The organism is Streptomyces cavernae (assembly GCF_004023625.1).
GTDB classification, from domain to species: Bacteria; Actinomycetota; Actinomycetes; order Streptomycetales; family Streptomycetaceae; genus Streptomyces; species Streptomyces cavernae.
In genome coordinates, this window is sequence record NZ_ML137711.1 from 167,506 (window position 1) to 190,265 (window position 22,760).

Below are 22,760 nucleotides of genomic sequence, written 5' to 3' on the forward strand. Positions count from 1 at the left end.
GGTCGCCACGGTGTCCCCGGTGGCGGCGGCGCGGGCGACGGGCGTCAGCACCAGCGGCGAGGAAGCGGCGGCGGTGACCGCTGCGAGTGTGCCGAGAAGGCGTCTGCGGCTCCAGAACATCGTCTGCGTATGCGTGTGGTCCTCATGGTCTCTGCCCGTGAAGGCAGATCGGCGATTCACTGACACGGCAGGCTTCCCCCGCATGCCCGGGCAGTCATAGGTGGCACCAGAGAGGCGTATGCGTCACCTGCGCAATGACGTGACCATACCAACGCACGTCCATGTGGCAATTAATTTGGCCCGGTGAATGAAAAACAGCACGGGGCGCTCGGGGGAGGTTCGCCGGTAAACCTGCGGCGGGGCGAGAGGGTGCGGGTCGCATTCGTTATCGCTTCTTTATGGAATTCTGCACAACCGCCCCCCAGGTGTGTTCAGGGTCACAGTCCGATCCCCAACTTCCCGTCCTTTTTGAGGGAGTTGGAGCAGTGGACAAAGACGCAGAAGCGATGTGGCATACCAACGGCGAAGCGGCTCCCCGGACTTGGGAGAGCCCTTTTCTTCACGGGGGACGACGATGTGGAAACACTCGAGGAATGACTTATTCCCCCCGGATGGCTGGGGGTTCCATCCGAATTGCGGACGCCTTCACGCCTGACTTGAACCACGTTTGTGCATCGCTCGGGAAGCAAAGAGCTTAGGAATTCGATGAAGGCACGCACCATAATTGCGGCCAAGCCGCAGTTGAAGAGATTCATTGCGCGCACGGTGGGCGCGGCAGCGGTCGGCGCTCTGGCGTGGACCGCACTGGCGACCGGTGCCCCCGGCGGGACCGGTGGGTCCGGGGGTTCCGCCGGGTCCGACGGGTCCCGCTCGGGGGCGGGCGCCGCGGCCGTCGTCGCGGACGACGCACCCGGCTACGCGGTCGAGAACTTCGACTACCCGGGAGCCGACAAGATCCTCGCCGAGCAGAGCATCGTCCTCAAGCGCGGCGACGGCCACATAACGCTGGCCGACTGCGCGAGCGGCACCGGCCTCATCCAGATCATGGCCCGCAAGCAGTCGGAGACGGTCTGCTTCCGCGTCGTCGGCAACTCCGGATGGCTGACCATGGAGATTCCCGCGGTGTACGCCGTCAAGGGCAACGACTACGAGACCCAGGTCGACATGACCGTCGGCACCGAGGAGAAGTCCTTCGACATCGACAAGAACACCTGGACCGCGGTGGGTGAGAGCGCGGACGAACAGGGCCGGGAGCACATGCTCGTGGAGATCAGGACCTCCAAATAGCCCCCGGAAAACGCCCGTTGTCCGATCAGCCAGCAAGGAATCGACTTATGCGACCCATCAGACCTGTGCGCCTCGCCGCACTGGCAGCATCCCTGATCGCGGGATCCGTCGTGCTCACCGCCGTGCCCGCGTCCGCCGTGACCGGCCCCGCGGTCGCCTCCGGCGACACCACCTATGCCTACACCGCGCAGCTTCTGATCGGTGACTGGGACCGGGGCTGCTCCGGTGTCCTGGTCGACAAGGAATGGCTGCTCACCGCGGCCAGTTGCTTCGCCGCGAACCCGGCCGCGAGTCTGGCGGTGCCCGCAGGCAAGCCGGCCAAGAAGACGACCGCGACCATCGGCCGCGGCGACCTCACCGGCACCGGCGGCGCCGTCCGCACGGTCGTGGAACTCGTCCCGCGCGCCGACCGCGACGTGGTCCTGGCCCGCCTGAACCGGCCCGTCACCAACGTCGCCCCCATCGCCCTGGCCTCCGCCGCGCCCACCGCGGGCGAGGAGCTGAAGTTCGCCGGGTACGGGCGCACCAAGACCGAGTGGGCGCCGCTGCAACTGCACACCGGCGCGTACTCCGTGAGTGCCTCGGACGCCACCACCGCCACGGTCACCGGCAAGGACGGCACGGCCGCGTGCATGGGTGACACCGGTGGCCCCGTGGTGCGCGTGGTGAACGGCACGGCCCAGTTGGTGGCCCTCAACAGCCGCTCCTACCAGGGTGGTTGCTTCGGCATCGACGCCACTGTGACCGACACGGGCGGGATCGCCGCCCGGGTCGACGGCCTGGCTTCCTGGGTGAACTCCCAGGTCGGCGCGACCCGTATCACCGACTTCAACTGCGACGGCGTCGAGGACATCGCCGTCTCGGACCCCAGGGCGACGGTCGGCGGCAAGACGACCGCGGGGCTCGTCCGGGTCGTGTACGGCGGCGGCAAGGGCACCGCCGAGATCAACCAGGACCTCGACTGGGTGGAGGGCAACGCCGAGGCTGGCGACTGGTTCGGTGAGACCCTCGCGACCGTCGACTACGACGAGGACGGCTGCACCGACCTGGTCGTCGGCGTCCCCTCCGAGGACATCGGAAGCACCGCCGACGCCGGCATGGTCGAGGTCCTGCACGGCGCTGCGGGCGGCCTGGGATCGGGCGCGACGAAGGACACCCACTTCGAGCAGGGTGTCGGTTCGGGTTCGATCAAGGCGTCCGGCAGTGAGAGCGGCGACCGTATGGGACACGCCCTCGCCGCCGGCACCACCGCCTCCGGTGAGCCGTTCGTGGTGATCGGTGTGCCCGGCGAGGCACTCGGTTCCGTCGCCAAGGCGGGCCAGGTGTTCTATGTGCACGGCACCACAAATGTCTCCATCTCCCAGGACAGCACGAATGTTCCGGGCGCGGTGGAGGCCAACGACGGCTTCGGCGGCTCCGTCGCGGCCGACGCCAACCACATCGCCGTCGGCGCCCCCACCGAGACCATCGGCTCCGACGCGAACTCCGGCAACCTGGCGGTCTTCGACCCCAACAAGCTGAACGCCGAGGGCAGGCCCACCCCGTTGTTCGGCATGGACCAGGACCTGGACACCGTCTCCGGCGAGGCCGAGGCCGGTGACCTGTTCGGCAAGTCCCTGGCTCTGGTGCCCTACCGCCCGTCGGGCGCGGCGGCCGCCACCGAGTCGATCCTGGCGGTCGGTTCGCCGGGTGAGGACCTGGCCATCGACGGCGCCAACAAGGCCGACACCGGTCGTGTCGTCGCGTTCCGCATCACCGCGGCGGGCACATACAGCCAGTCCAACGAGTACATGTCGGGCACCGCCTCCGACGATGTGACCGGCACCTCCGAGGCCGGCGACCGCTTCGGTGCGACGGTGACCGCCGTGAACACCGCGCCGCGTGCGGTGAGCACCGCGGCGACGCTGAAGATGGCGGTCGGCATCCCGGACGAGGCCGTCGGTTCGGCTACCAAGTCGGGCGCGATCACGGTCTTCTCGCTCCTGGGTGCTCCCGGTGCCAACCACAAGTGGCTCGAGGCGGGCAACGCCGCCGGTATCCCCGGTACGCCGGGTGCCAACCAGACCCTGGGCTCGAGCATCCACTTCACCGGTACCAGGCTGTACGTCGGCATGCCGAACGGGCCGTCCACCTACGGCGCCCTGCACGCCCTGCCGATGTCCAACGTGACCGCGGGCGGAACGGCCGCCGCGGTGACCACGTACCAGCCCGGCCAGGGCGGACTCCCGGCCGCGGGCGTCGACTTCGGCTACGCGGCTCGGTAACCCACGAGTCCCGCGGGGTCGGCCAGGGGGAGGCCGGCCCCTTCGGACCGGCTGGACACGACAGCATGGGCCGGAACGCCACAGGTGTTCTGAACGGGGGGTTCATGAGGTGATGTATTGAGGGCGGCGAGGATGCGGGGGGTGGTCCGGGTGCTCGAAGCGGTGTCCCGTTTCACGCAGTGGTGCGCGTCGCTGTCGTAGGGAGAGTCGTACCGCAGCGAGGCGGGCGGCAGCCCGTGGGCCGTCCCGCCGGCACAGTAATCCGGTCGCATCCCAGTAGTAGTGGTGGACCCAGACCTGGCGGAGGATCCCCACCTGCGGCAGCCGCCGCAGGTGGGGCGGGGCCCAGGCTGCCGACGCCGCAGTGAGGATCATCTGGCCGTCCTGGCCGAACTCCTCGGCCCGCGCGGTCACGGCCGCCTCCCGCCCGGGCTGCCCGCGCGGTCACGGCCGCCTCCCGCCCGGGCTGCCCGCGCGGTCACGGCCGCCTCCCGCCCGGGCTGCCCGCGCGATCACGGCCGCCTTCCCGCCCGGCAGCTTGCCGATCCGCCGCCGGCCTTGCCCGTCTACGCCCCGCACGGCGCGGTCGATGCCGTTCTCGCCCTCGACTAACCGAGCATGCTCGCCGAGGCGTACCGCCTCCATGAGTTCGACCCCGGCGAGCGGTTCGACATCGTCCCCTTCACCACGGACACCTGGCTCCTGCGGCACTTCGTGCCCAACGCCGGCACTCGGCTCGCTACGCCCGAGGCCGTGCTCGCCTGCACCGGCGACACCGGTCCCGGTCCCGACATCCCGCGCCTCGCGCAAGGCGCGGATCTGTTCTCGTCGGAGGCAACGTACGTCCACCAGGTACCGACCGCCGACGCACCGTACCTGCTGACCGCACGACTGGCCGGTCAGTACGCCCACCAGGCAGGCGCTGCTCGACTCATGCGCACTCACCTCTGGCCGGGCACGGATCCGGCAGTCGCCCGAGAAGCAGCCGCGGAGTCTGGTTCGCGGTTGCCTGATCCACGCCGGGGGACGGTGTTCAGCGACGCGCGGTGATCGTGCAGGTGACGTTGGTGGTCCCGCCGGTCGCCCATGCGGTGACGAAGACCGCAGCCTCACGGCAACGGCCGCTCATGTCCGTGCGGCGGGCGTGCTGTCGTCGCGCTGGTGGATTCCCTCGTCCGCTCTGGGGGCAGATCGGACATGCTTCGTGTTTACGGCGTAAGCGTACGGAGTTGACTTGCACCTCAAATCGGGTCATAGTCGGTAAATATACGACGTAAACTTACTAGCGGGGAAGCCGCTGGATACGAGGAGAAGCGCTATGTATGGATCTCTCGCTCACACGGGGATCTCGTGGCCTCTGTACGCGCTCGTGGGGATCATCGCCCTGATCATCGGCATGATCGTCAAGCTCAGTGACCGGGTTCGGGGGCGTCGATGAGTTTCTCGATCACCGCGCTGGTGCCCGCCCACAACGAGGAGCAGGGACTCGGGGACACCTTGGAGTCCCTGCTGGCCCAGACGGAGCCGTTCGACGAGATCATCGTCGTGGACGACTGCTCGACCGACCGGACCTGGGAAGTGGCCCTCGCCTACGGGGTCACCGTGATCACGCCCGACAGCAATCAGGGCAGCAAGGCGAAGGCCCAGAACTACGGGCTCGCTTCGGTGCGGACGGACCTCGTGCTCCCCGTGGACGCGGATACGTTGCTGGCGCCCGACTACGTCGAGCTGATCAAGGTCCCGTTCCGTGACGGCCGGGTTGCGGTCGCCGCCGGGTGCGTCCAGACGCGGTTCGAGAACACCGCCACAGAGCGCGGACGGTCCATCGAGTACCTCTTCGGCTTCCACTTCCAGCGCCCGATCCAGAACGCCGCGAACAGCCCCGTCGTGTGCTCCGGGTGCTGCTCCGCCTTCCGGACGGACGAACTGCGCCGGTTCGGGGGCTTCCCCGAACGGACCATCGTCGAGGACATGGATTACACCTGGAGCAAACAGATCGAGGGCCGCAAAGCCGTCTACGTCGGGGACGCGATGGCGTGGGCCGCCGACCCCTCCGATCTCAAGTACCTGCGCAAGCAGGTCTGGCGCTGGATGGCGGGCTTCTTCCAGAACGTGCGCATCCATTCCCGCCACATGGTCCGAAACAAGCCGCTGCTGCTGCTCTGGGTCCTCATCGCGGTGTGGGACATCCTGACGGCACCGCTCTGGTACGCGATGCCCTTCGTCCTGATCTTCGGCATGCACCAGAGCGTGACCGTCACCCTCCTGTGGTGGGCCGTCGCGGAGTTGGTGCTGCTGACACCCCCACTGCTGTACGCCGCGAGACGCCGGAAGCTGCCTTATCTGCGGGTGATGCGGAACCTGCCGTACGTCTACCTCAACAAGATGGTCAACGTCTGGTACGCCTGGCGGGCCCTGATCGTGGAACTCGTCGCGGTCCCGCTGAAGCTCACCCAGGGGCTGTGCGTGTACGAGAAGGGCCGGGCGTGACCCGCGCCGACCGGGCCGTGACGCGGCGGCCACCCCACCCGTCCCGCTTCGCTCGGCCGGCCGTTCCCGTCCAGCGACGGGTAGGCGTGCAGGGCCGACGCGAGGCGGTGACCGGCACGGTGCCGGAGCGACACCGTGCCACTCCACTCCTGGGCGCCGATCAGGGTGAGCCCGGCCGCGTCGGAGAACTCCAGGTCCGCGAGGAGATCGGCCGCCGCGCGCCCGGCGACTTCCGGGGCGCGGTGACCCAGCAGGTGCCGAGCACCCTCGCTCCAGCCTGTGACGATGCCCGCCAGGCTGACGGTGGCCGTGGCCGTGGCGTCGGCCGGGTACCCGATTCGGACAAGTCGGATGGGGTGCGGTGGTTGGGGAAGGGGCCGTCGGTCCCGCGCTCCGGTGTCACCCCCCGGTCAGGAGCGAACAGCCGCCGTCCGCGAGCAGCACCGTCCCGGTGATGTAGTCCGCCGCCGGGGAGCACAAGATCGCCGCCGCCTGGGCCACTTCACGGGGGGACTGGAGCGCGCCCAAGGGGATGGCGCGGTCCGCCTTGGCGCGGTACTGGGGTTCCTCGCGGTACTGGCGCGCGGCCAGCCCTGTGTTGACGATGCCGGGGGCCAGGACGTTGACGCGGATGCGATGCGGGGCGAGCTCCAGGGCGGCGGAGCGGGCGAGCATCTCCAAGCCGGCCTTGGAGACGGAGTAGGCCGACGTCTCGGGCCACGGTCTGGAACCGATCCAGGAGCCGGTCAGGATGATGCGGCCCTCGGTGCCGGCCGCCACCATCTGGCGGGCCGCCGCCTGGGTCAGATGGAAGACGCCGGTGAGGTTGACGTCGAGTTGGGCCTCCCAGTCCGCCGTGGTGATCTTGAGGAACGGGGCGGAGCGGACGATGCCCGCGTTGCCGATCGCGGTGTCCAGTCCCTGGACACGCGCCAGCGCCGCGCCGATGGCGTCCGGGTCGGTGGTGTCGGCGACGTCGTAGCGCAGGGTGCCCGGGAACGGGCCGAGGTCCGCGATGCGGCCTGCGGCCTCGATCTCGTCGACGATGTCGATCAGTACGACATCGGCTCCGCGGGACGCGAGCTCATGTCCGATGGCGAGGCCGATCCCGCCGACACCCCCGGTGATGGCGACCTGTCGCCCGACGAGATCCTGCGACACCTCGGGGCCCCCTTCTCTGTGTCTGACGCCTGATGGCTGATGGCCTATGCCTGACGGTTGATGGCTGATGGCCTGGCTCCTCATGGCTGGTGCCTGAGTCGATGCCTGATGCGGTGATGCCTGATGCCTGAGTACCTGATGCCTGATGCCTGGGGTCTGATGACTGATGGGCCGTGGCGGTCGATGCCGTGCCTTCAGGGCTGCGCTCCGATGCCTGCTGGCGGTGCCTGTGTGTTGCGTGGTGAGGCGGTGCATGGCGAGCCCGCGCGACCAAGTCCGGTCCAGTCCTTTGGCAATAGCTTGGTCTAACTGGTCTGACCGAAACTCCTACCCCGTGCGCCGCCTGTCAAGAGGTACCCGGCGGTTCGGCCCGCTTGACCCACGGCGCGGTCTCGGCCACGCTCCAGACTGACCGGTAAGACCGGCATGACCAGATCGCAGGCCGCGTCACCACATGACCCCGTGACCATGACCAACCTGACCATCGCGCGGACGCGCGGACCACAGTGGAGGACGATCATGCACATCACCGCACTGGAGACCGTGCGCTCGGATCTCCAGCCCAACGTCTGCCAGGTGCTCGTCCACACATCCGAGGGGCTCGAGGGGCTGGGCGAGACATTCTGGGGTCCCGAGGCCGTTGAGGGGTATCTGCACGAGTCGGCCGCCCCGGTGCTGCTCGGACTGGAGGACCCGGCCCCTGAGAGGGTGGCGCGGCTCCTCGCGCCGTACGTCGGGTTCGGCGGCTCGGGAGCCGAGACGCGTGGCAACGGTGCCGTCGACATCGCGCTGTGGGACCTGCTTGGCAAACGCGCCGGGCTGCCGGTGACCGCGCTGCTCGGCGGGCCGGCACAGGAGTCGCTGCGGGTGTACAACACCTGCGCCGGGACCGGATACATCCGTGACGAGGGCCGTCAGACGTCCACCAACTGGGGACTCGCCGCGGAGGCCGACCCGTACGAGGACCTGGAGGCGTTCCTGCACCGGCCCGGTGAGCTGGCCCGCTCCCTGCTCGATGAGGGCATCACGGCCATGAAGGTCTGGCCCTTCGACTCGGCCGCCGAGCGCACCGGTGGGCTGCACGTCTCAACGGCCGACATCCGGCAGGGCATGAAGGTGCTGGAGGAGATCCGGGGGGCGGCGGGCGACCGGATGGACATCCTCGTCGAACTGCACGGACTGTGGTCGGCCAAGGCCGCCGTCGAGATCCTGCGCGCCCTCGCGGACATCGAGCCGTTCTGGGTGGAGGACCCACTGCGGCCCGACGGAGTGGACGGCTACCGCACCCTCCGGGCGCGCACCTCCGTGCCGATCGCCACGGGGGAGACGCTGGGGGGCAGCCGTGCCTTCAAACCGCTGCTGGAGAGCGGGTCCATTGATGTCGCCATCGTCGACATCGGCTGGGCGGGCGGGCTGACCGAGGCGCGCAGGGTCGCCGCGCTCGCCGAGGTGTACGGGGTGTCGGTGGCGCCGCACGACTGCACTGGGCCCGTGTCGTTCGCCACCTGCGTGCAGTTCGTGGCGAGCCAGCCGAACGGGCTGATCGCCGAGACCGTACGGGCCTTCCATCACAGTTGGTACGGGTTGATGGCGCAGGGGTTGCCGGTTCCGACGGAGGGACGGGTACGGCCCACGGTCGCACCGGGGTTGGGGGTCAGCCTGCGGGCGGACCACCTCGCCCGTGCGAGCACACGGCGCCGGGTGTCCCGGCTGGGGGACCGGCGCTGAGCGGAGGTCCCACCGGGGTTCCGCCTCCACGGCCCCCAAGTCCGCGCGCCGGGCGCCGCTCCGGGCTCCTGCCCTGGTTGGCGCCTGCATGTGGCGTGCTGCGTCCGGGCCGGTCGGCGCTTGGGACCCCTTAGGGGTCCTTGCACTATGCCCGCCCGGGTCGCGCGGCCTGGCACCGCTCCCCCAAGCTCTCGGCTCCGCTCGAGCAGGGGGCACCCCCATCGCCGCGTTGCCGAAAAGCCCACGTAGCTCCTCCCCCAAGCTCTCGGCTCCGCTCGAGCAGGGGGCACCCCCATCCAGGGCTCTCCGGCGCCTTGCGATGCACGGCACCAGACCACGCGACCTCATCGGACGCTCATAGTGCAAGGACCCCTCAGGGCCGCTGTCGTGGTGGGCGCGTGCGCGTGGGGGCGCTGCGTCCGGATCGGTCGGGGCCTGGGATGCTGCCCCGGCCCTTGCCATGGTCGGCGCCCGAACTCCGTCGGCTCGTCAGGCACCGGACCGGCTGGAAACCCCTGCCCACCCAGTCAGTTCGTCGTCCAGCCGTGCCACATGGATGCCCCGTCGCGCCAGCACGTCGTCCAGTGGTGTGTCCAGGTCCGGGCCGTAGAAGTCCAGGGCCAGGCGCAGGTGTTCGGCCATGGCCGCGCGTGCCGCCTCCGGGTCGCGGCGGGCGATCCCGTCGTAGATCGTCTGGTGCCAGGGGTCGCCCGCCTCCAGGACCTCGCGGTCGCTGAGGCTGCGCAGCATCAGGCCGTAGACCAGGGTGCGGATGGAGCCGAACATCACCGCGATCACCGGGTTGCCTCCGGCGTGCGCCACCGCCTCGTGGAACGCGAGGTCGGAGCGGGCGAGGGAGGTGAGCTCGCGAGCCATCTGGTGGGCCTCGAGGGCCTGTCGCACGAGGTCGATCTGCTCGTCGGTGCCGTGCGACGCGGCCATCGCCGCCGCCTCGCACTCCAGCATCGTGCGTGCCGTGACCAGGTCCCGCGGGGTGACCCCGGTGCGCTGGGCCATACGTGCCAGCGGGCGGGCCAGATCGCTGGCACCCACGGCGCGCACGAACGAGCCACGCCCGGGGTGGATCTCGATGTAGCCGCGCTCCTGCAGCCCCCGCAGCACCTCCCGGATCACCGGCCGGCTCACGTTGTACTCGGTGCACAGGCTGCGCTCGGAGGGCAGCCGGTCGCCGACCTGGAGCGTCCCGCTCAGGATTCGCCGCTCCAACTGGCCCAGTACGGCGTCCTGGTTGGGATAGAGCGGCTGGGCCATGGTGTCCGGTTCCTCTCGGGAGCGGGGCGATGTCCGGGCGTCCGCGCAAGGGATACGTCGCAGGATCGCGGGTGCGTTGCAGGATCGCAGGATAGACCGGTCAGACCGTCGTACGGAGAGCCCAACCACGCCGACCACGCGCACACACACCGGTCTCCGCGGGCGCGCACGGGCTCGCAACATCTTCCGCACCCCACCTTGACGCCCCCCGACCCCGATGGGAAGGTGTGCCCCGCGGACAGCCCGGTCTGACCAGTCAGACCACCGGATCCACCGAGAGGTAGTGGGACATGAGGGTCACAACAGACTCATCCTCGCCACGGCGGACTCAGCGCCACCGCCTCGCGGCGGTAGCGCTCGCCGCCGCCGTCTCCCTGGTCGCCGCCTGCGGTGGCGGCAGCGGTACGACCAGCTCCGACGGCACGGAGACGATCACCGTCGCGCTCACCGGCCTCGGTCCGGAAGGCAAGGCCACCACCGACGCAATCAAGGCGTTCGAGAGAGCCAATCCGAAGATCAAGGTGAAGGTGCAGGTGCTGTCCACCGACGCCACCCAGTACCAGCAGCAGATCCAGCAGCGGCTCATCGCCGGTTCCGGGGCCCCCGACGTCTTCAAGGTCGACGGCATCTACGCCGCCGCCTTCGCCAAGTCCGGCTGGCTGCTGGACCTCGCCAAGGTGAAGGCCGACACCTCCAAGTTCCTGCCGACCTCACTGACCGCGGGCGAGTACGACGGCAAGACGTACGCCGTGCCGTGGTTCGTCAACACCGAGGGCCTCTTCTACCGCACCGACCTCGTCAAGACGCCGCCCACGACGGCCGACGAGCTCGTCACCGCCGCCAAGGAGGCGATGGCGATGGACCCCAAGCTCAAGTACGGACTGGCCTTCGAAGGCGCCAAGTACGAAGGCGTGATCACCGCGTTCATGGCGATGGCGGGCGGCTTCGGCGGCAAGCTCGACCCGGAGAACCTCGACACCCCGGAGAACCGGCAGGCCCTCGCGTTCATGGACGACGCCATCCACAAGTACAAGATCTCGCCGAGCGCGGTCACCGGCTGGAAGGAGGGCGAGGTCCAGCAGGCCTTCAGCTCCGGTCAGGCGGCCTTCGCCATCAACTGGCCGTTCGTCTTCTCCACCACCAAGGGCACCCCCACCGAGGGCAAGGTCGGATTCGTGCCGTTCGCCGGCAAGGGCGCCACGCTCGGCGCGGAGATGCTCGCCCTCAACGCCAAGAGCAGCCACACCACCGCCGCCTGGAAGCTGATCGAGTACCTCACCAGCACGGACGTCCAGGTCTCCCGGGCCATCGCAGCCGGTAACCCGCCGTCCGTCGCGGCCGCCTACAACGACGAACTGTTCAAGGAAGCGCCGTACTTCAAGGAGGTCGAGAAGGTGGCGAAGGTCGCGGTGCAGCGGCCCGTCTCACCCGCCTACCCGAAGGTCTCCGACCAGCTGCAGACCATGCTTTCCTCTGTCGTGTCCGACCTGACCGCACCGGACAAGGCCCTGTCCGACGCGGCCTCCAAGGTCCGGGACGCGGCCAATGGCTAGCGGTGTCACCGTCTCCCCTAGCGGTGTCACCGCCTCCCATGGGGGAAGTCGGCCGCCGCTGCGGCGGGCACGCGCCGCAGCGGCGGACCGGCGACTGGGCTGGCTGCTGCTGACACCGACCCTGGCGATCCTGCTTGCGGTGACCGCCTTCCCGTTCGCGTACAACCTGTGGAACTCCGTCCACCAGGTGAACCTGACCGATCCGAACGGCGGCGGCTTCACCGGACTCGGCAACTACCGATCCCTGTTCGCCGACCCGGTGTTCCGGCAGACCCTGCTGCGGACCCTGGTGTTCACCGCGGTCTCGGTGGCCACGCAGATCGTCGCCGGGCTGGTCGTGGCGCTCGTGCTCAACCGCTCCTTCCGCGGGCGCGGCTGGGTGCGGGCCGCCGTACTGGTTCCGTGGGCGGTGCCCACGGTGGTGGCGGCCACCTCGTGGAAGACCATGCTGGACCCGCAGACCGGATTCGTGAACCAGCTGCTCAGCGCGTTGCACCTGCCCGGGGCGGACACCAACTGGCTCGGCGGCGAGTGGACGGCGTGGGTGGCGATCGGGATCACCGACGCCTGGAAGACCGTGCCGTTCGTGGCCATCATCCTGCTCGCCGGACTTCAGGTGATCCCCGACGAGCTGTACGAGGCGGCCCGGATCGACGGCGCGGGCGCCTGGCACTCTTTCTGGCACATCACGCTGCCGCTGCTCAAGCCGGCACTGCTGGTGGCGCTGATCTTCCGAACGCTCTCCGCGCTGCTCGTCTTCGACGTCGTCTTCATCCTCACCGGCGGCGGCCCCGGCAACACGACCGAGACGCTGTCCTTCATCAACTGGCGCGAGTTCCTGGTGTCGACGGACTTCGGCACGGGCGGCGCCGTCTCCGTCGTCCTGGTGGTGCTGTCCCTGCTGGTCGCGGCAGGTTACGTACGGCTGTTCCGGACGGACGAGGGGGCGACGGAGCGATGACCGGGCAGTTGCACGTGGCCGGGCCGCACCAACGCGTCACCGCGCGGCCCACGGCCGGACACACCCCCGCGCAGGCCCGCCGCCGGCGTGCCGCGCGGCTGCGCCGGGTTGGCTTCGCGCTGCTCGTGGCGGCGATCGTGGCGGTCTCGCTTTTCCCCTTCCTGTGGATCCTGCGCACCTCACTGATGAGCTCGCAGGAGTTCTCCGAGGGCGTCTCGGGCTTCCTGCCCAAGCACCTCACCTTCTCCAGCTACGCCGACAACCTCTCCGACGAGAACTTCCTGCGTCCGCTGCTCAACAGCGTCGTCATCTGTCTGATCAGCACCGTGCTGTCGGTGGTGTGCGCGACGCTGGCCGGTTACGCGCTGTCCCGGCTGCGGGTGCGCGGCGCCGGTGTCGTGCTGGGCTTCGTGCTCTTCGCCGGGTTCTTCCCGGTCCTCGCCATGGTCGGCCCGCTCTTCCTGGTCTACCGCAACCTCGGACTGCTGGACTCGCCGGGCGGGCTGGTCCTCGCGTACATGGTCTACACGCTGCCGATCGCCACCTGGCTGCTCAAGAGCTTCTTCGACCAGGTGCCGCGCAGCCTGGAGGAGGCGGCGATGGTCGACGGCGCCTCCCGCCTGAGGGTGTTGTGGCACATCGTGGTGCCCGTGGCGATGCCCGCGGTCTTCACCTCCGCGATCATCTCCTTCATCCTTGCCTGGAACGACTTCGCCTTCGCCACCTCCTTCCTGCAGACCCCGGACCGCTTCACCGCGCCGCTGGCCATCGTCAACCTGGGCCAGAGCCAGTTCCAGGTCTTCTACAACCGCATCGACGCGGCGGTGGTCCTGATCACCCTGCCCGTCGTGCTGCTCGTGCTGTTCGCGCAGCGCCGCATCGTCTCGGGACTGACCGCCGGAGCCGTCAAGTGACCCGTCCCACCAGCAGCCCCACGACCCGTCCCACGTCCGGTCGGCCGACCAACGAAACGACCGGTCCCACCATCGACTTCCGGCATGCGCCCGTCTCCTGCTGGACCTTGCTGTGCCGCCCCGACGACCCGCACAAGAGCCTCGTACGAGAGGACGGCGCTCTCCTCAGCGGCTTCCACGCGGCCGGGTTCGACGCGTGGTCCTTCGAGGAGACGGTGGCGTTCTGCGCGCAGACCACACACCGCCCGGTCCGGATCCGTCAGGACACCGAGAGCGCGCGGCGGGCCATCGTCCGTACCGTCGTCACCTACCCGAACCAGACGCTGGAGCTGACCGCCTTCGCCCACTACGGGCCGGGCGGCACCCGTCACGACGTGGTCCTCTGGACGATCACCGCTGCCGAGGACGCGACCGGACTACTCACCGGACTGCACATCGACGCCCAGCTGCGCGGCCGGACACTCGCGAGCACCGGCTCCCCGCACGAGGTGTACGCCGTCACCGGCACCCCGGCCACCCCGCGGTGGACGGACGACCTGCCCACCGTCGCAGCCACCGACCCCGTTCCCGAGGGCGCCTGGCGGCTGATCTCCTGCGGTCATCCCCTGGTCGGCGGCTCCGCCCATGGGTTTCGGCCGGCCGACGGGCTGGTCACCCGGCCGGTGGTGCTGAGCGCGGGGGAGAGCGTGAGCGGAGCGGTCGTCGTCCCGCTGAGCGAGGGGGAATGGGACCTTGCCGGGGCCCGCGCCGCACTCGACAACGAGCGCCGCTACTGGGACGAACTCGACGTCCAGCCATTGCCGTTGACCGTGCCGGACCCGGCCGTGCAGGACATGCTCACCGCCTGCGCCCGCAACATGCTCCAGGCCCGCGAGATCGAGCAGGGCCTGCCGGTGCTGCACGTCGGGCCGACCATCTACCGGGGGCTGTGGCTGGTCGACGGTCACTTCCTGCTGGAGGCGGCGCGCTATCTGGGGCTGGACGACACCGCCGACGCGGGCCTCGAAGTGGTGATGCGCCGGGTCCGACCGGACGGATCCATCGTGCAGTTGGAGAGCGAGCCGTACGTCAAGGAGACCGGCATCGCCGTCTCCACCCTCGTACGGCAGGCCGAACTCACCTCTGACGTGGACGAGTTGCGCCGCCGCTGGGCCACCGTGCGGGGAGCCGTTGCGCACATCGCCGAACTGATGGAGCGGGCCGCTGGGTTGCCCGCCGGTCATCCGCTGAAGGGGCTGCTGCCGGAGGCGTTCGGGGACGGCGGGCTGGGCGGCTGCCGCGCCGAGTACACCACCACGATGTGGATCCTGACCGGCCTGAAGTACGCGGTCGCGGGGGCCCGCATGCTCGGCGAGACCGCTGACGCCGAGCGGTTCGGCGACCTCTTCGACAGCCTGCTCGACGCCTTCCAGCGCTCGGCGAAGGTACAGCGGCGCACCACGGAGGACGGGCTGCGGTATCTGCCGATGAACCTGCCGGGTAGCGGCCGGCACCAGTTCACCCCGCACGTCCCGGATGCCGAGGTGCCGGTGTGGCGGCGGGTCCGGCCCGAGACCGCGACATGGGCGCTGTGCCACGCCATCTGGCCCGGGGAGGTCTTCGCCGCCGACGACGAGGTGGTGCGGGATCTGCTCGAGCTGTACGACGCCCGCGACGACGAGCAGGGTGTCCCGGCCACCACCGGCTGGCTGCCGTACCAGGCGGTGTGGACCTACCAGGCGTCCTTCGCCGCGCACGCCTGGCTGTACGCGGGTCGCCCCGACAAGGCGGCCGACTACCTCTACGCCTTCGCCAACCACGCCGCACCGACCCGTGTCTGGCGCGAGGAACAGCCGCTGACGGGCAGCGGGCACGTCCAGATCTGCGGGGACATGCCGCACAACTGGGCCTCGGCCGAGTTCGTCCGCCTGGTCCGCCATCTGCTGGTCTTCGAACGCGGGCCGGGGCTGGACCTGCTGCCCGCCGCACCCGAGCACTGGTTCCGGGTTGGTGCCGAGATCCATGTCGATCGCACGCCCACACGGTTCGGACGGGTCACTCTCGATGTGCGGGTGGGCGAGCGCGGGATGGAGGTGCGGGTGTTGCGGACGGGGTCGGGCCCCGGGGCGGATGTGGGGGCCGAGCCGGTGGTGGGCCGGCTGCGACTGCCCGGGCGGTTCGGTGCCGACGTGCGGGTCGACGGTGTGTCCGTGCCGGCTGCGGACCAGCTCACGCTCTACCTGGCGGACGGTGCCCCGGTCGTCGTGGAGGCGTACGCCTGACCGGACTTGCGCTTGCGGCTGGTGCCGGGCAGCGGGTCGATGGCTGTGGGTGGAGGTTTTCGGGGGACCTGTGCGAGATCTTGCTCACGTTCGGTGGGGGCTGAGGTGTGACCGGTGGTGCCGCCCATCACTGGTGGGGCCGGAATTCGTACGACGTGGCGAGGGCAGGCGTACTTAAGGGGTCCTTATTGTGAACGGCTAGAGTCGCCCGCACTGTTGCCGAGCGCTGTGGGGTGGGGGCCGTGTCCGAGGAGCCGCGGATCGCCGTCGCCGTGGTGACCATGGGGAACCGGCCCCTCGAGGTCGACGCGCTGCTCGCCTCCGTCGCCAAGCAGGACGTGGAACCCGCCCGGATCGTCGTGGTCGGGAACGGCTGCCCGCTGCCCGATTTCCCCGGCATTCCCGGGGAGTTGACCACGATCGAGGTGGACGAGAACCTCGGCTGCCCCGGTGGACGGAACGTGGCCCTGCGCCGGCTCCGGGAGTTCGGGGACATCGATGTGGTGGTCGAGCTCGACGACGACGGACTGCTGATCGACCAGGACGTGCTCCGCAGGGTGCGGGAGCTGTTCGCGGCCGACCCGGGGCTCGGCGTCGTCGGATTCCGGATCGCCGACGAGCACGGCGAGACCCAGCGCCGGCACGTGCCGCGGCTCGGGGCCGCCGACCCGATGCGCGGGGGAGAGGTGACCGGGTTCCTCGGCGGCGGGCACGCGTTCTCCATGCGCATGCTGGACCAGATCGGCGACTGGCCCGCCGAGTTCTTCTTCGCGCACGAGGAGACCGACCTGGCCTGGCGGGCCATCGACGCCGGGTGGACCGTGCTCTACGAACCCGCCCTGCTGCTCCAGCACCCCAGGACCTCGCCCGCCCGGCACGCCATCTACCACCGGGTGACCGCCCGCAACCGCGTCTGGCTGGTCCGCCGTCGGCTGCCGTTGCCGCTGATCCCCGTCCACCTGGGGGTCTGGGTGGCGCTCACTCTCGTGCGCGCACGGTCGCTGGCCGGGCTGCGGGCCTGGTTCGGCGGGTTCGCCGAGGGATGGCGGCAGTCGGGCGGGGAACGACGGCCGATGCGCTGGCGGACCGTTTGGCGGCTGACGCGGCTGGGCCGGCCACCGGTCATCTGACGAGAGACGACATAGGCCCTGGTCGTTCACCTCCGACGACCAGGGCCCGTTCAAGCCGCCGGATCCGGCCACGGCGGCGACACTCCCCCGAGTTGCGCGTACTACGCGCGCACCGTCGGGGCCAGATCCGATGCGTTGATCAGATCAGGTTGCGCCAACCGATCGCTAACATGAGGCCAACGACTCATGAGAGAGCCGTGTTCAGGGTGGCCGAAAGACGTCGGATGGCTCGGAGGCGCCGGAGGGCGCGGGAAGGCAGCAGGGCGACGGGATGCGTTTCGGGCTTCTCGGACCGACGGTGATCTATGACGCCGCCGGTGCGCCCCGGCCGGTCGGCAGCCCCAAGATACGGGCGCTCCTCGCGGCACTGCTGCTGGAACCGGGGCGGGTGGTCTCGGTCGACTCCCTCAAGGACGCCCTATGGGGCGGGTCCCCGCCGGCCTCCGCGCAGGCGTCGCTGCAGAACCACGTCACGCGGCTGCGGAGACTGCTCGACGATCCCGACCGGCTGCGCGCGGTACCGCCCGGCTACCGGCTGCGGGTCGAGGACGGGGAACTGGACGTACGCATCTTCGAGCGCCGTGTCGCGGCGGCGCGCGCGGCGCACGCCAGGGGTGACTGGGAGCAGGTCGCGCGCGAGGCCGCGGCGGCGCTGGAGCTGTGGCGCGGTAGCCCGCTCAGCGGGCTGCCCGGCGAACTCGGCGGCCACGCGCTCGTACCCCGCCTGGAGGAGGCCCGGCTACTGCTTCTGGAATGGCGCTACGACGCCGAACTGCACCCCGCCCGGCCGGACACCCCCGAAGGGCTGGCCGGGCTGGGCCCCGAACTCGCCGCGCTCGTCGCCGAGCACCCGCTGAGGGAGGCCTTCCACCGTCAGCTGATGCTCGTACTGCACCGGACCGGTCGCCAGGCCGAGGCGCTCGCGGTCCACCGCGACCTGCGCGCACGGCTCGTCGAGGAACTGGGCATCGAGCCGGGGCCCGCCGTACGGGCAGCCCACCAGGAGATCCTGCGGGACCCGGGTGCGCCGCGGCGCGTGGTGGGAGCGCGACCACGCGGAGGCAGGGGCGCCGGAGGCGCGGACGGTTCCTTCGGAGGCGCCGGTGGTTTCAGAGGCGTGGGTGGTTTCGGACCGAAACCACAAAGCGGGGATGGTTCCGAAGGCGGCGAGCGTTCCGGAGGTGCTGAGCGTTCCGGAGGTGCCGGGGGTGGAAGTGCCGGAGGTGCCCGAGCCAACGGCGGTGAGCCCTATCGCGAGGGCGCCGACCCCGCGGGCAGGGGCCCTCGGGGCCCACGAACGGTGGCACGCCGGCACGCCGACGGCACCCCGGCTCATCCCGCCGCCGTCCAACCGGACACGGCCGATGTCTCCGACCAGGCCGCCGACCACGCCGCCGCCGCCGACGCCGGGCCGCCCGCTTCCGGCTCCGCGCCCGCCCCCTTGGCCCAACTCCCGCCCGCGCCCGCCCACTTCACCGGTCGCGGTGACGTGGTGGCGAGCGTGCGCCGGTCCCTGGACGCGCCCACGGCTGTCGCCGTGATCAGCGGTATGGCCGGTGTCGGCAAGAGCGCCCTGGCCCTGCATGTGGCCCATGACCTGCGTGAACGTTTCCCCGACGGTCAGGTGTATGTGAACCTGCACGGCGCCACGCCGGGCATGACACCGCTCACCCCCGGCCAGGCCCTCGCCGCGCTGCTGCGCGACCTTGGTGCCGACCCCCGCCGGATCCCGGAACACCCGGACGAGGCCTCCTCGTTGCTGCGGTCCCTGCTCGCGCCCACCCGCACGCTCATGGTGCTGGACGACGCCGCGACCGCGGCCCAGGTACGGCCGCTGCTGCCCGCCGGTGCGGGCTGCGCCGTGCTCGTGACGAGTCGGTCGCCGCTCACGGCGCTCGACGGGGCGCACCGCTTTCCGCTCACGCCGCTCTCGGACGACGACAGCGCGGCGCTGCTGCGTGCCGTGTCCGGGCGGGCCGGCCTCGACGGCGGACATCCGCTGGTCGAACTCACCGGCCGGCTGCCGCTGGCCCTGCGTATCGTCGCGGCCCGGCTCGCCGCCCGGCGTGCGCTCACCCCGGACGCGTTGGCCGGGCAACTCGCCGCGACCGGGGGGCGGTTGCACCACCTCGAGTACGACGACCTGAGCGTACGCAGGTCCCTCGCGGTCGCCCTCGAGGCACTGCACTCCTCCGAACGCCAGGTGGACCGGGACGCGGCGCTGGCGATGAGCCGGATCGGGACGCTGGACCTGCCCGTCTACGGAGCGCCGCTGCTGGCCCGGCTCACCGGCACCGACGAGCGCCGCGCCGAGGCCGCGCTGGACCGGCTGGTCGACGTGGCCCTGCTGGAGGAGACGGCGTACGGGCGGTACGCGCCGCACGACCTCGTACGCGACTTCGCACGCGAGACCGCGACGCCGCCATCTCCGGGCGCACCGACGCCGTCCGTGGTCCGGGCGGCACTGCACTGGTACGCCGACTCCGCCCGGCAGAGCATGCTGGCGATCCAGTCCCCGGGCAATGAGCGAGACGAGCGGCTGCGCCTGTCGGAGGCGGAACTGGACCTGGACGGCACCCCGGCCGCCGCGCCGCCGTTCGCCTCCGCCGAGGAGGCCTTCGCCTGGGGCGACCGAGAGTTGGCGAACATCGTCGCGCTGGTCGAGTACTGCGCCACGTCAGGCATGACCGGGACGGCGGCCGGTGGGACGGCGGACACCGGTGGGGCGAGGGCAGCTGGTGGGACGCCGACGGCTGGTGGGACGCCGACGGCTGGTGGGACGGCGGCTGGGTCGGCCGACGCCGGTAGGACGGTGGAGGCCGGCCGGAGGACGACGGCGGGAGCGGCGGGGGCCGGCAGAACGGTGGAGGCCGGTGGTTCGGCGGACGCCGGGAGGACTGCCGCGGCCGGTGGGACGACGGTGGGGCCGGTGGACTCCGGCAGAACGGTAGAGGCCGCGCTGACGGCTGTGGACGGGATGGCGGGGGAACGGGACGGGGCACCGGATGCGTGCCGGCTCGTCCCCGCTCTCGTCCGCTGCCTCTTCCCCTATCTGCAGCGCACCGGCCGGCTCGGTGAGCTGGACGTGCTCGGCCGGATCGCGCTGGAGGCCGCACGGGCGCTCGGCGACGACGCGGCCGAGGCCTTCGCGCTCACCGACCGGGCCGGGCTGCACTTCCTGTCCGGGCGCGCGAACGAGGCGCTCGCTCTCAACGACCAGGGCCTCGCGCTCTGGCGCCGGCTCGGCGTCGACCCGTGTGTACGTAACTGCCTCAACAATCGCGGCCTGCTCCTCGAAGGTCTCGGCCGGTACGCGGAGAGCGAGGCCGCGCTGCGGCAGAGCCTCGAGCTGTCGCGGTCCCTGGGCGACAAGTACGGCGAGGCCGTCACGTTCAGCCACCTCGGCAACCTCTACGAGCACACCGACGCACGGGCCGCCATCGCCCACCACGAGCGGAGCCTCGCGCTCGGCGAGGTCGTGGGCAGTGACCTGGTCCGGCAGACCGCGCACTGCAACGTCGGCTACGCCCGGCTCACCCTCGGAGAACCGGCCGCCGCCGTGGACTCCTTCGAGGAGTCGCTGCGGCTCCTGGCCCACAACGAGGACTGGCAGGGCGAGTCGCAGACCCGGCTCGGCTTCGTCCGTGCGCTGCGCGGGCTCGGCCGCGCGGAGCGGGCGGCGCACGAGTGCGCGGGCCTGCTGGAACGCGCCGAGCGGCGCGCCGACCGCTATATGAGCGGCCTGGCCCGCCACCAGCAGGGCCTCCTGTTGCACGCGGCCGGCCGCACCCGGGAGGCGTACGAACAGTGGGGGCTGGCCCTCGCCGCCCTGGACGGCACGGACAGCCCCGTCGTCGCGGAACTCAGGCGCCTCCTGGCCGACGCCGACGAGCGGGCACCCGGAAACGGCGGCCCCGGATGACGCACAAGATCGGGCGCGGTCCCGCGCGGGACGCGGCACGCGGCAGGAGACACCCGGCTCACGGCACCGGCCGCGCACCTCACTTGGCGTCCGCGTAACACTCGACCACAGCCGTCGTGAACGGGAAACGCACCGGCGTCTGCCCGAAGGTCAGCCGTCCGGCCAGCTCCGACGCCTCCCGGATCGCCGCCACCACGGCGTCCGTCTCCTCGGCCGGACAGTGCACGATCACCTCGTCGTGCTGGAAGAACACCAGCTCGGCGGCGAGTTCCGCGCAGGTGCGGCGGAGCGCGGCGAGCAGCAGCAGGGCCCAGTCGGCGGCACTGCCCTGCACCACGAAATTGCGGGTGAAGCGGCCTCGCGCGCGGTGGGGGTGCCTTCCTGCGCGGGCGGAGTCGAGAGCCTGGGGGACCGTGGAGGCGTAGCCGGGGGTGTATTCGAGGGCCCCCTCGTCGTCCTGCGGGATTCCGGCCTCGTCCACGGCGTCCGAGGCCCCTTCCGCCCGGGGACACGTGCGCCCCAGCCAGGTGCGGACCAGCCGGCCCTCCTCCCCGGCCCGCGCCGCCTCGTCCACATAGGCGACGGCCCGGGGGAAGCGCCGCCGCAGTGCGGCCAGGTTCTTCAGGCCGTCCCCGGACGTCTGTCCGTACACCGCGCCGAGCACGGCGAGTTTCGCCTGGTCCCGGTCGCCGGCGAAGGCGTGGTCCGACACCGACTGGTAGAGGTCGGTGGCCCGGGCCGCGACGTCCATCAGCCCCGGATCGCGGGAGATGGCGGCCAGTACCCGCGGCTCCAACTGGTCGGCGTCCGCCACCACCAGCCGCCAGCCCGGGTCGGCGACCACGGCCCGCCGGATCACCTTGGGGATCTGCAGCGCGCCCCCGCCGTTGGTGACCCAGCGCCCGCTGACCGTCCCGCCGGGCAGGTACTCCGGCCGGAACCGCCCGTCGCGGACCCAGTCCTGCAGCCAGGACCAGCCGTGGGCGACCCGGATGCGGTACAGCTTCTTGTACTCGACCAGCGGCTTCACCGCCGGGTGGTCGATGGTCTCCAGCTCCCGGCGACGGGTGGAGCGGATCTTGATCCCGGCCTCCGCGAACGCCTTCACCACATCGGCCGGCAGATCGGGCCGCACCCGTCGGCCGAACGCCGCCGACACCTCGTCGGCGAGTTCGGCAAGCCGCCGCGGCTCGCCGCCCGCGTACCGCTCGCCGAGCAGTTCGCGCAGCACGTCGAGGTGCACGTCCGCGCGCCAGGGCAGTCCGGCCGCGGTCATCTCGGCGGCCACCAGCATCCCCGCGGACTCGGCGGCGGTCAGCAGCCGCATCCTGTCCGGGTGCTCGGCCACGTCATGGCGGCGCTGCTGCTCGGCGTAGACGGCGAGCAGGTCAGTCAGCGGCAGCCGTACGGGGCGCGGTTCGAAGAGGGAGGACTGAGAGCCGGGCTCGGCGGCGCGAAGGGGCGGATCGGGGGGCACCGGGCCGCCACGCAGCCGGGCCAGCGCCGCGGCGGCGGAGCGGGGCTCCCCGAGCCGGCCCTCGTGACCGATCAGCAGCGCCTCGGCGGCCTCGACGTCGTAGCACCGCTCGACTCGCACCCCCGTGGCGAGCAGTTGCGGATACACCTCGGCCGTCGACCGCCAGACCCACCGGGTCACATCGGGCCGTCGCCGAACCGCCTCGACGAGGTCCGGCTCGCGCAGCACCGGCCCGGTGGGCAGCCCGTCCGGGCCGAGCGCGGCGAGTTCCACGCCTCCGTCCTCGGCCGGTGCGAGAGCCCAGCGGTCACCCATGCCGCGAGTGTCGCAGGAGGGTCTG

The 22,760-nt window shown here is 71.0% G+C and carries 15 protein-coding genes; 11 read left to right on the top strand and 4 right to left on the bottom strand.

The features are described 5' to 3' along the window. The first annotated feature begins 705 nt into the window (after nucleotides 1-705). Nucleotides 706-1,287 carry a hypothetical protein gene (locus EF387_RS05665; RefSeq protein ID WP_128375357.1) on the top strand — a complete coding sequence of 194 codons (582 nt, stop codon included), beginning with the start codon at nucleotides 706-708 and terminating at the stop codon, nucleotides 1,285-1,287. 47 nt (nucleotides 1,288-1,334) lie between these two features. Next, nucleotides 1,335-3,551, top strand: coding sequence for a trypsin-like serine protease (locus EF387_RS05670; RefSeq protein WP_128375358.1), 2,217 nt, complete (start codon nucleotides 1,335-1,337; stop codon nucleotides 3,549-3,551). 102 nt (nucleotides 3,552-3,653) lie between these two features. Here the strand turns inward: EF387_RS05670 and EF387_RS47050 are convergent, their stop codons facing one another. Then, on the bottom strand, nucleotides 3,654-3,965 hold the full coding sequence (locus tag EF387_RS47050) for a hypothetical protein (protein ID WP_162467080.1): 312 nt from the start codon (nucleotides 3,963-3,965) through the stop codon (nucleotides 3,654-3,656). Between the two features lie 204 nt (nucleotides 3,966-4,169). Between EF387_RS47050 and EF387_RS05675 the strand changes: the two genes are divergently transcribed. Both EF387_RS05675 and EF387_RS05680 read left to right on the top strand, forming a co-directional pair. Further along, nucleotides 4,170-4,601, top strand: a complete 432-nt coding sequence (locus EF387_RS05675) for an MBL fold metallo-hydrolase (RefSeq protein WP_238431354.1) — start codon at nucleotides 4,170-4,172, stop codon at nucleotides 4,599-4,601. A 384-nt stretch (nucleotides 4,602-4,985) separates the two neighbouring features. Further along, nucleotides 4,986-6,041 (top strand): glycosyltransferase family 2 protein, encoded by a 1,056-nt coding sequence (locus EF387_RS05680; RefSeq protein WP_128375359.1) that lies wholly within the window; start codon nucleotides 4,986-4,988, stop codon nucleotides 6,039-6,041. Nucleotides 6,042-6,440: 399 nt separating this feature from the next. Here the strand turns inward: EF387_RS05680 and EF387_RS05685 are convergent, their stop codons facing one another. Beyond that, a complete protein-coding gene (locus EF387_RS05685) occupies nucleotides 6,441-7,202 on the bottom strand; it encodes an SDR family NAD(P)-dependent oxidoreductase (RefSeq protein WP_162467086.1) in 762 nt (253 codons plus the stop codon). A gap of 468 nt (nucleotides 7,203-7,670) precedes the next feature. Between EF387_RS05685 and EF387_RS05690 the strand changes: the two genes are divergently transcribed. After that, complete coding sequence (locus EF387_RS05690; protein WP_128375361.1) at nucleotides 7,671-8,930, top strand: mandelate racemase/muconate lactonizing enzyme family protein; 1,260 nt, start codon at nucleotides 7,671-7,673, stop codon at nucleotides 8,928-8,930. 489 nt (nucleotides 8,931-9,419) lie between these two features. Here the strand turns inward: EF387_RS05690 and EF387_RS05695 are convergent, their stop codons facing one another. Continuing rightward, entirely contained in the window at nucleotides 9,420-10,202 is a 783-nt protein-coding gene (locus tag EF387_RS05695) for a FadR/GntR family transcriptional regulator (protein ID WP_162467087.1), read from the bottom strand. A gap of 290 nt (nucleotides 10,203-10,492) precedes the next feature. Between EF387_RS05695 and EF387_RS05700 the strand changes: the two genes are divergently transcribed. The 6 genes from EF387_RS05700 to EF387_RS05725 all read left to right on the top strand — a co-directional run bounded on the left by EF387_RS05700 (nucleotide 10,493) and on the right by EF387_RS05725 (nucleotide 20,943). Continuing rightward, complete coding sequence (locus EF387_RS05700) at nucleotides 10,493-11,755, top strand: ABC transporter substrate-binding protein (protein WP_128375363.1); 1,263 nt, start codon at nucleotides 10,493-10,495, stop codon at nucleotides 11,753-11,755. Further along, complete coding sequence (locus tag EF387_RS05705; RefSeq protein ID WP_128375364.1) at nucleotides 11,748-12,716, top strand: carbohydrate ABC transporter permease; 969 nt, start codon at nucleotides 11,748-11,750, stop codon at nucleotides 12,714-12,716. The genes EF387_RS05700 and EF387_RS05705 overlap by 8 nt, the downstream gene beginning before the upstream one ends. Continuing rightward, a complete protein-coding gene (locus tag EF387_RS05710; RefSeq protein WP_128375365.1) occupies nucleotides 12,713-13,630 on the top strand; it encodes a carbohydrate ABC transporter permease in 918 nt (305 codons plus the stop codon). Before EF387_RS05705 ends, EF387_RS05710 begins: the two co-directional genes overlap by 4 nt. Continuing rightward, nucleotides 13,627-15,891, top strand: coding sequence for a hypothetical protein (locus EF387_RS05715; RefSeq protein WP_128375366.1), 2,265 nt, complete (start codon nucleotides 13,627-13,629; stop codon nucleotides 15,889-15,891). Before EF387_RS05710 ends, EF387_RS05715 begins: the two co-directional genes overlap by 4 nt. A gap of 281 nt (nucleotides 15,892-16,172) precedes the next feature. After that, complete coding sequence (locus EF387_RS05720; RefSeq protein ID WP_238431357.1) at nucleotides 16,173-17,021, top strand: glycosyltransferase family protein; 849 nt, start codon at nucleotides 16,173-16,175, stop codon at nucleotides 17,019-17,021. A gap of 271 nt (nucleotides 17,022-17,292) precedes the next feature. Further along, nucleotides 17,293-20,943 (top strand): AfsR/SARP family transcriptional regulator, encoded by a 3,651-nt coding sequence (locus EF387_RS05725; protein WP_128375368.1) that lies wholly within the window; start codon nucleotides 17,293-17,295, stop codon nucleotides 20,941-20,943. A gap of 79 nt (nucleotides 20,944-21,022) precedes the next feature. On the opposite strand, the gene EF387_RS05730 is transcribed toward EF387_RS05725, so the two are convergent. Further along, a complete protein-coding gene (locus tag EF387_RS05730; RefSeq protein ID WP_128375369.1) occupies nucleotides 21,023-22,735 on the bottom strand; it encodes a bifunctional 3'-5' exonuclease/DNA polymerase in 1,713 nt (570 codons plus the stop codon). Nucleotides 22,736-22,760 lie beyond the last annotated feature (25 nt).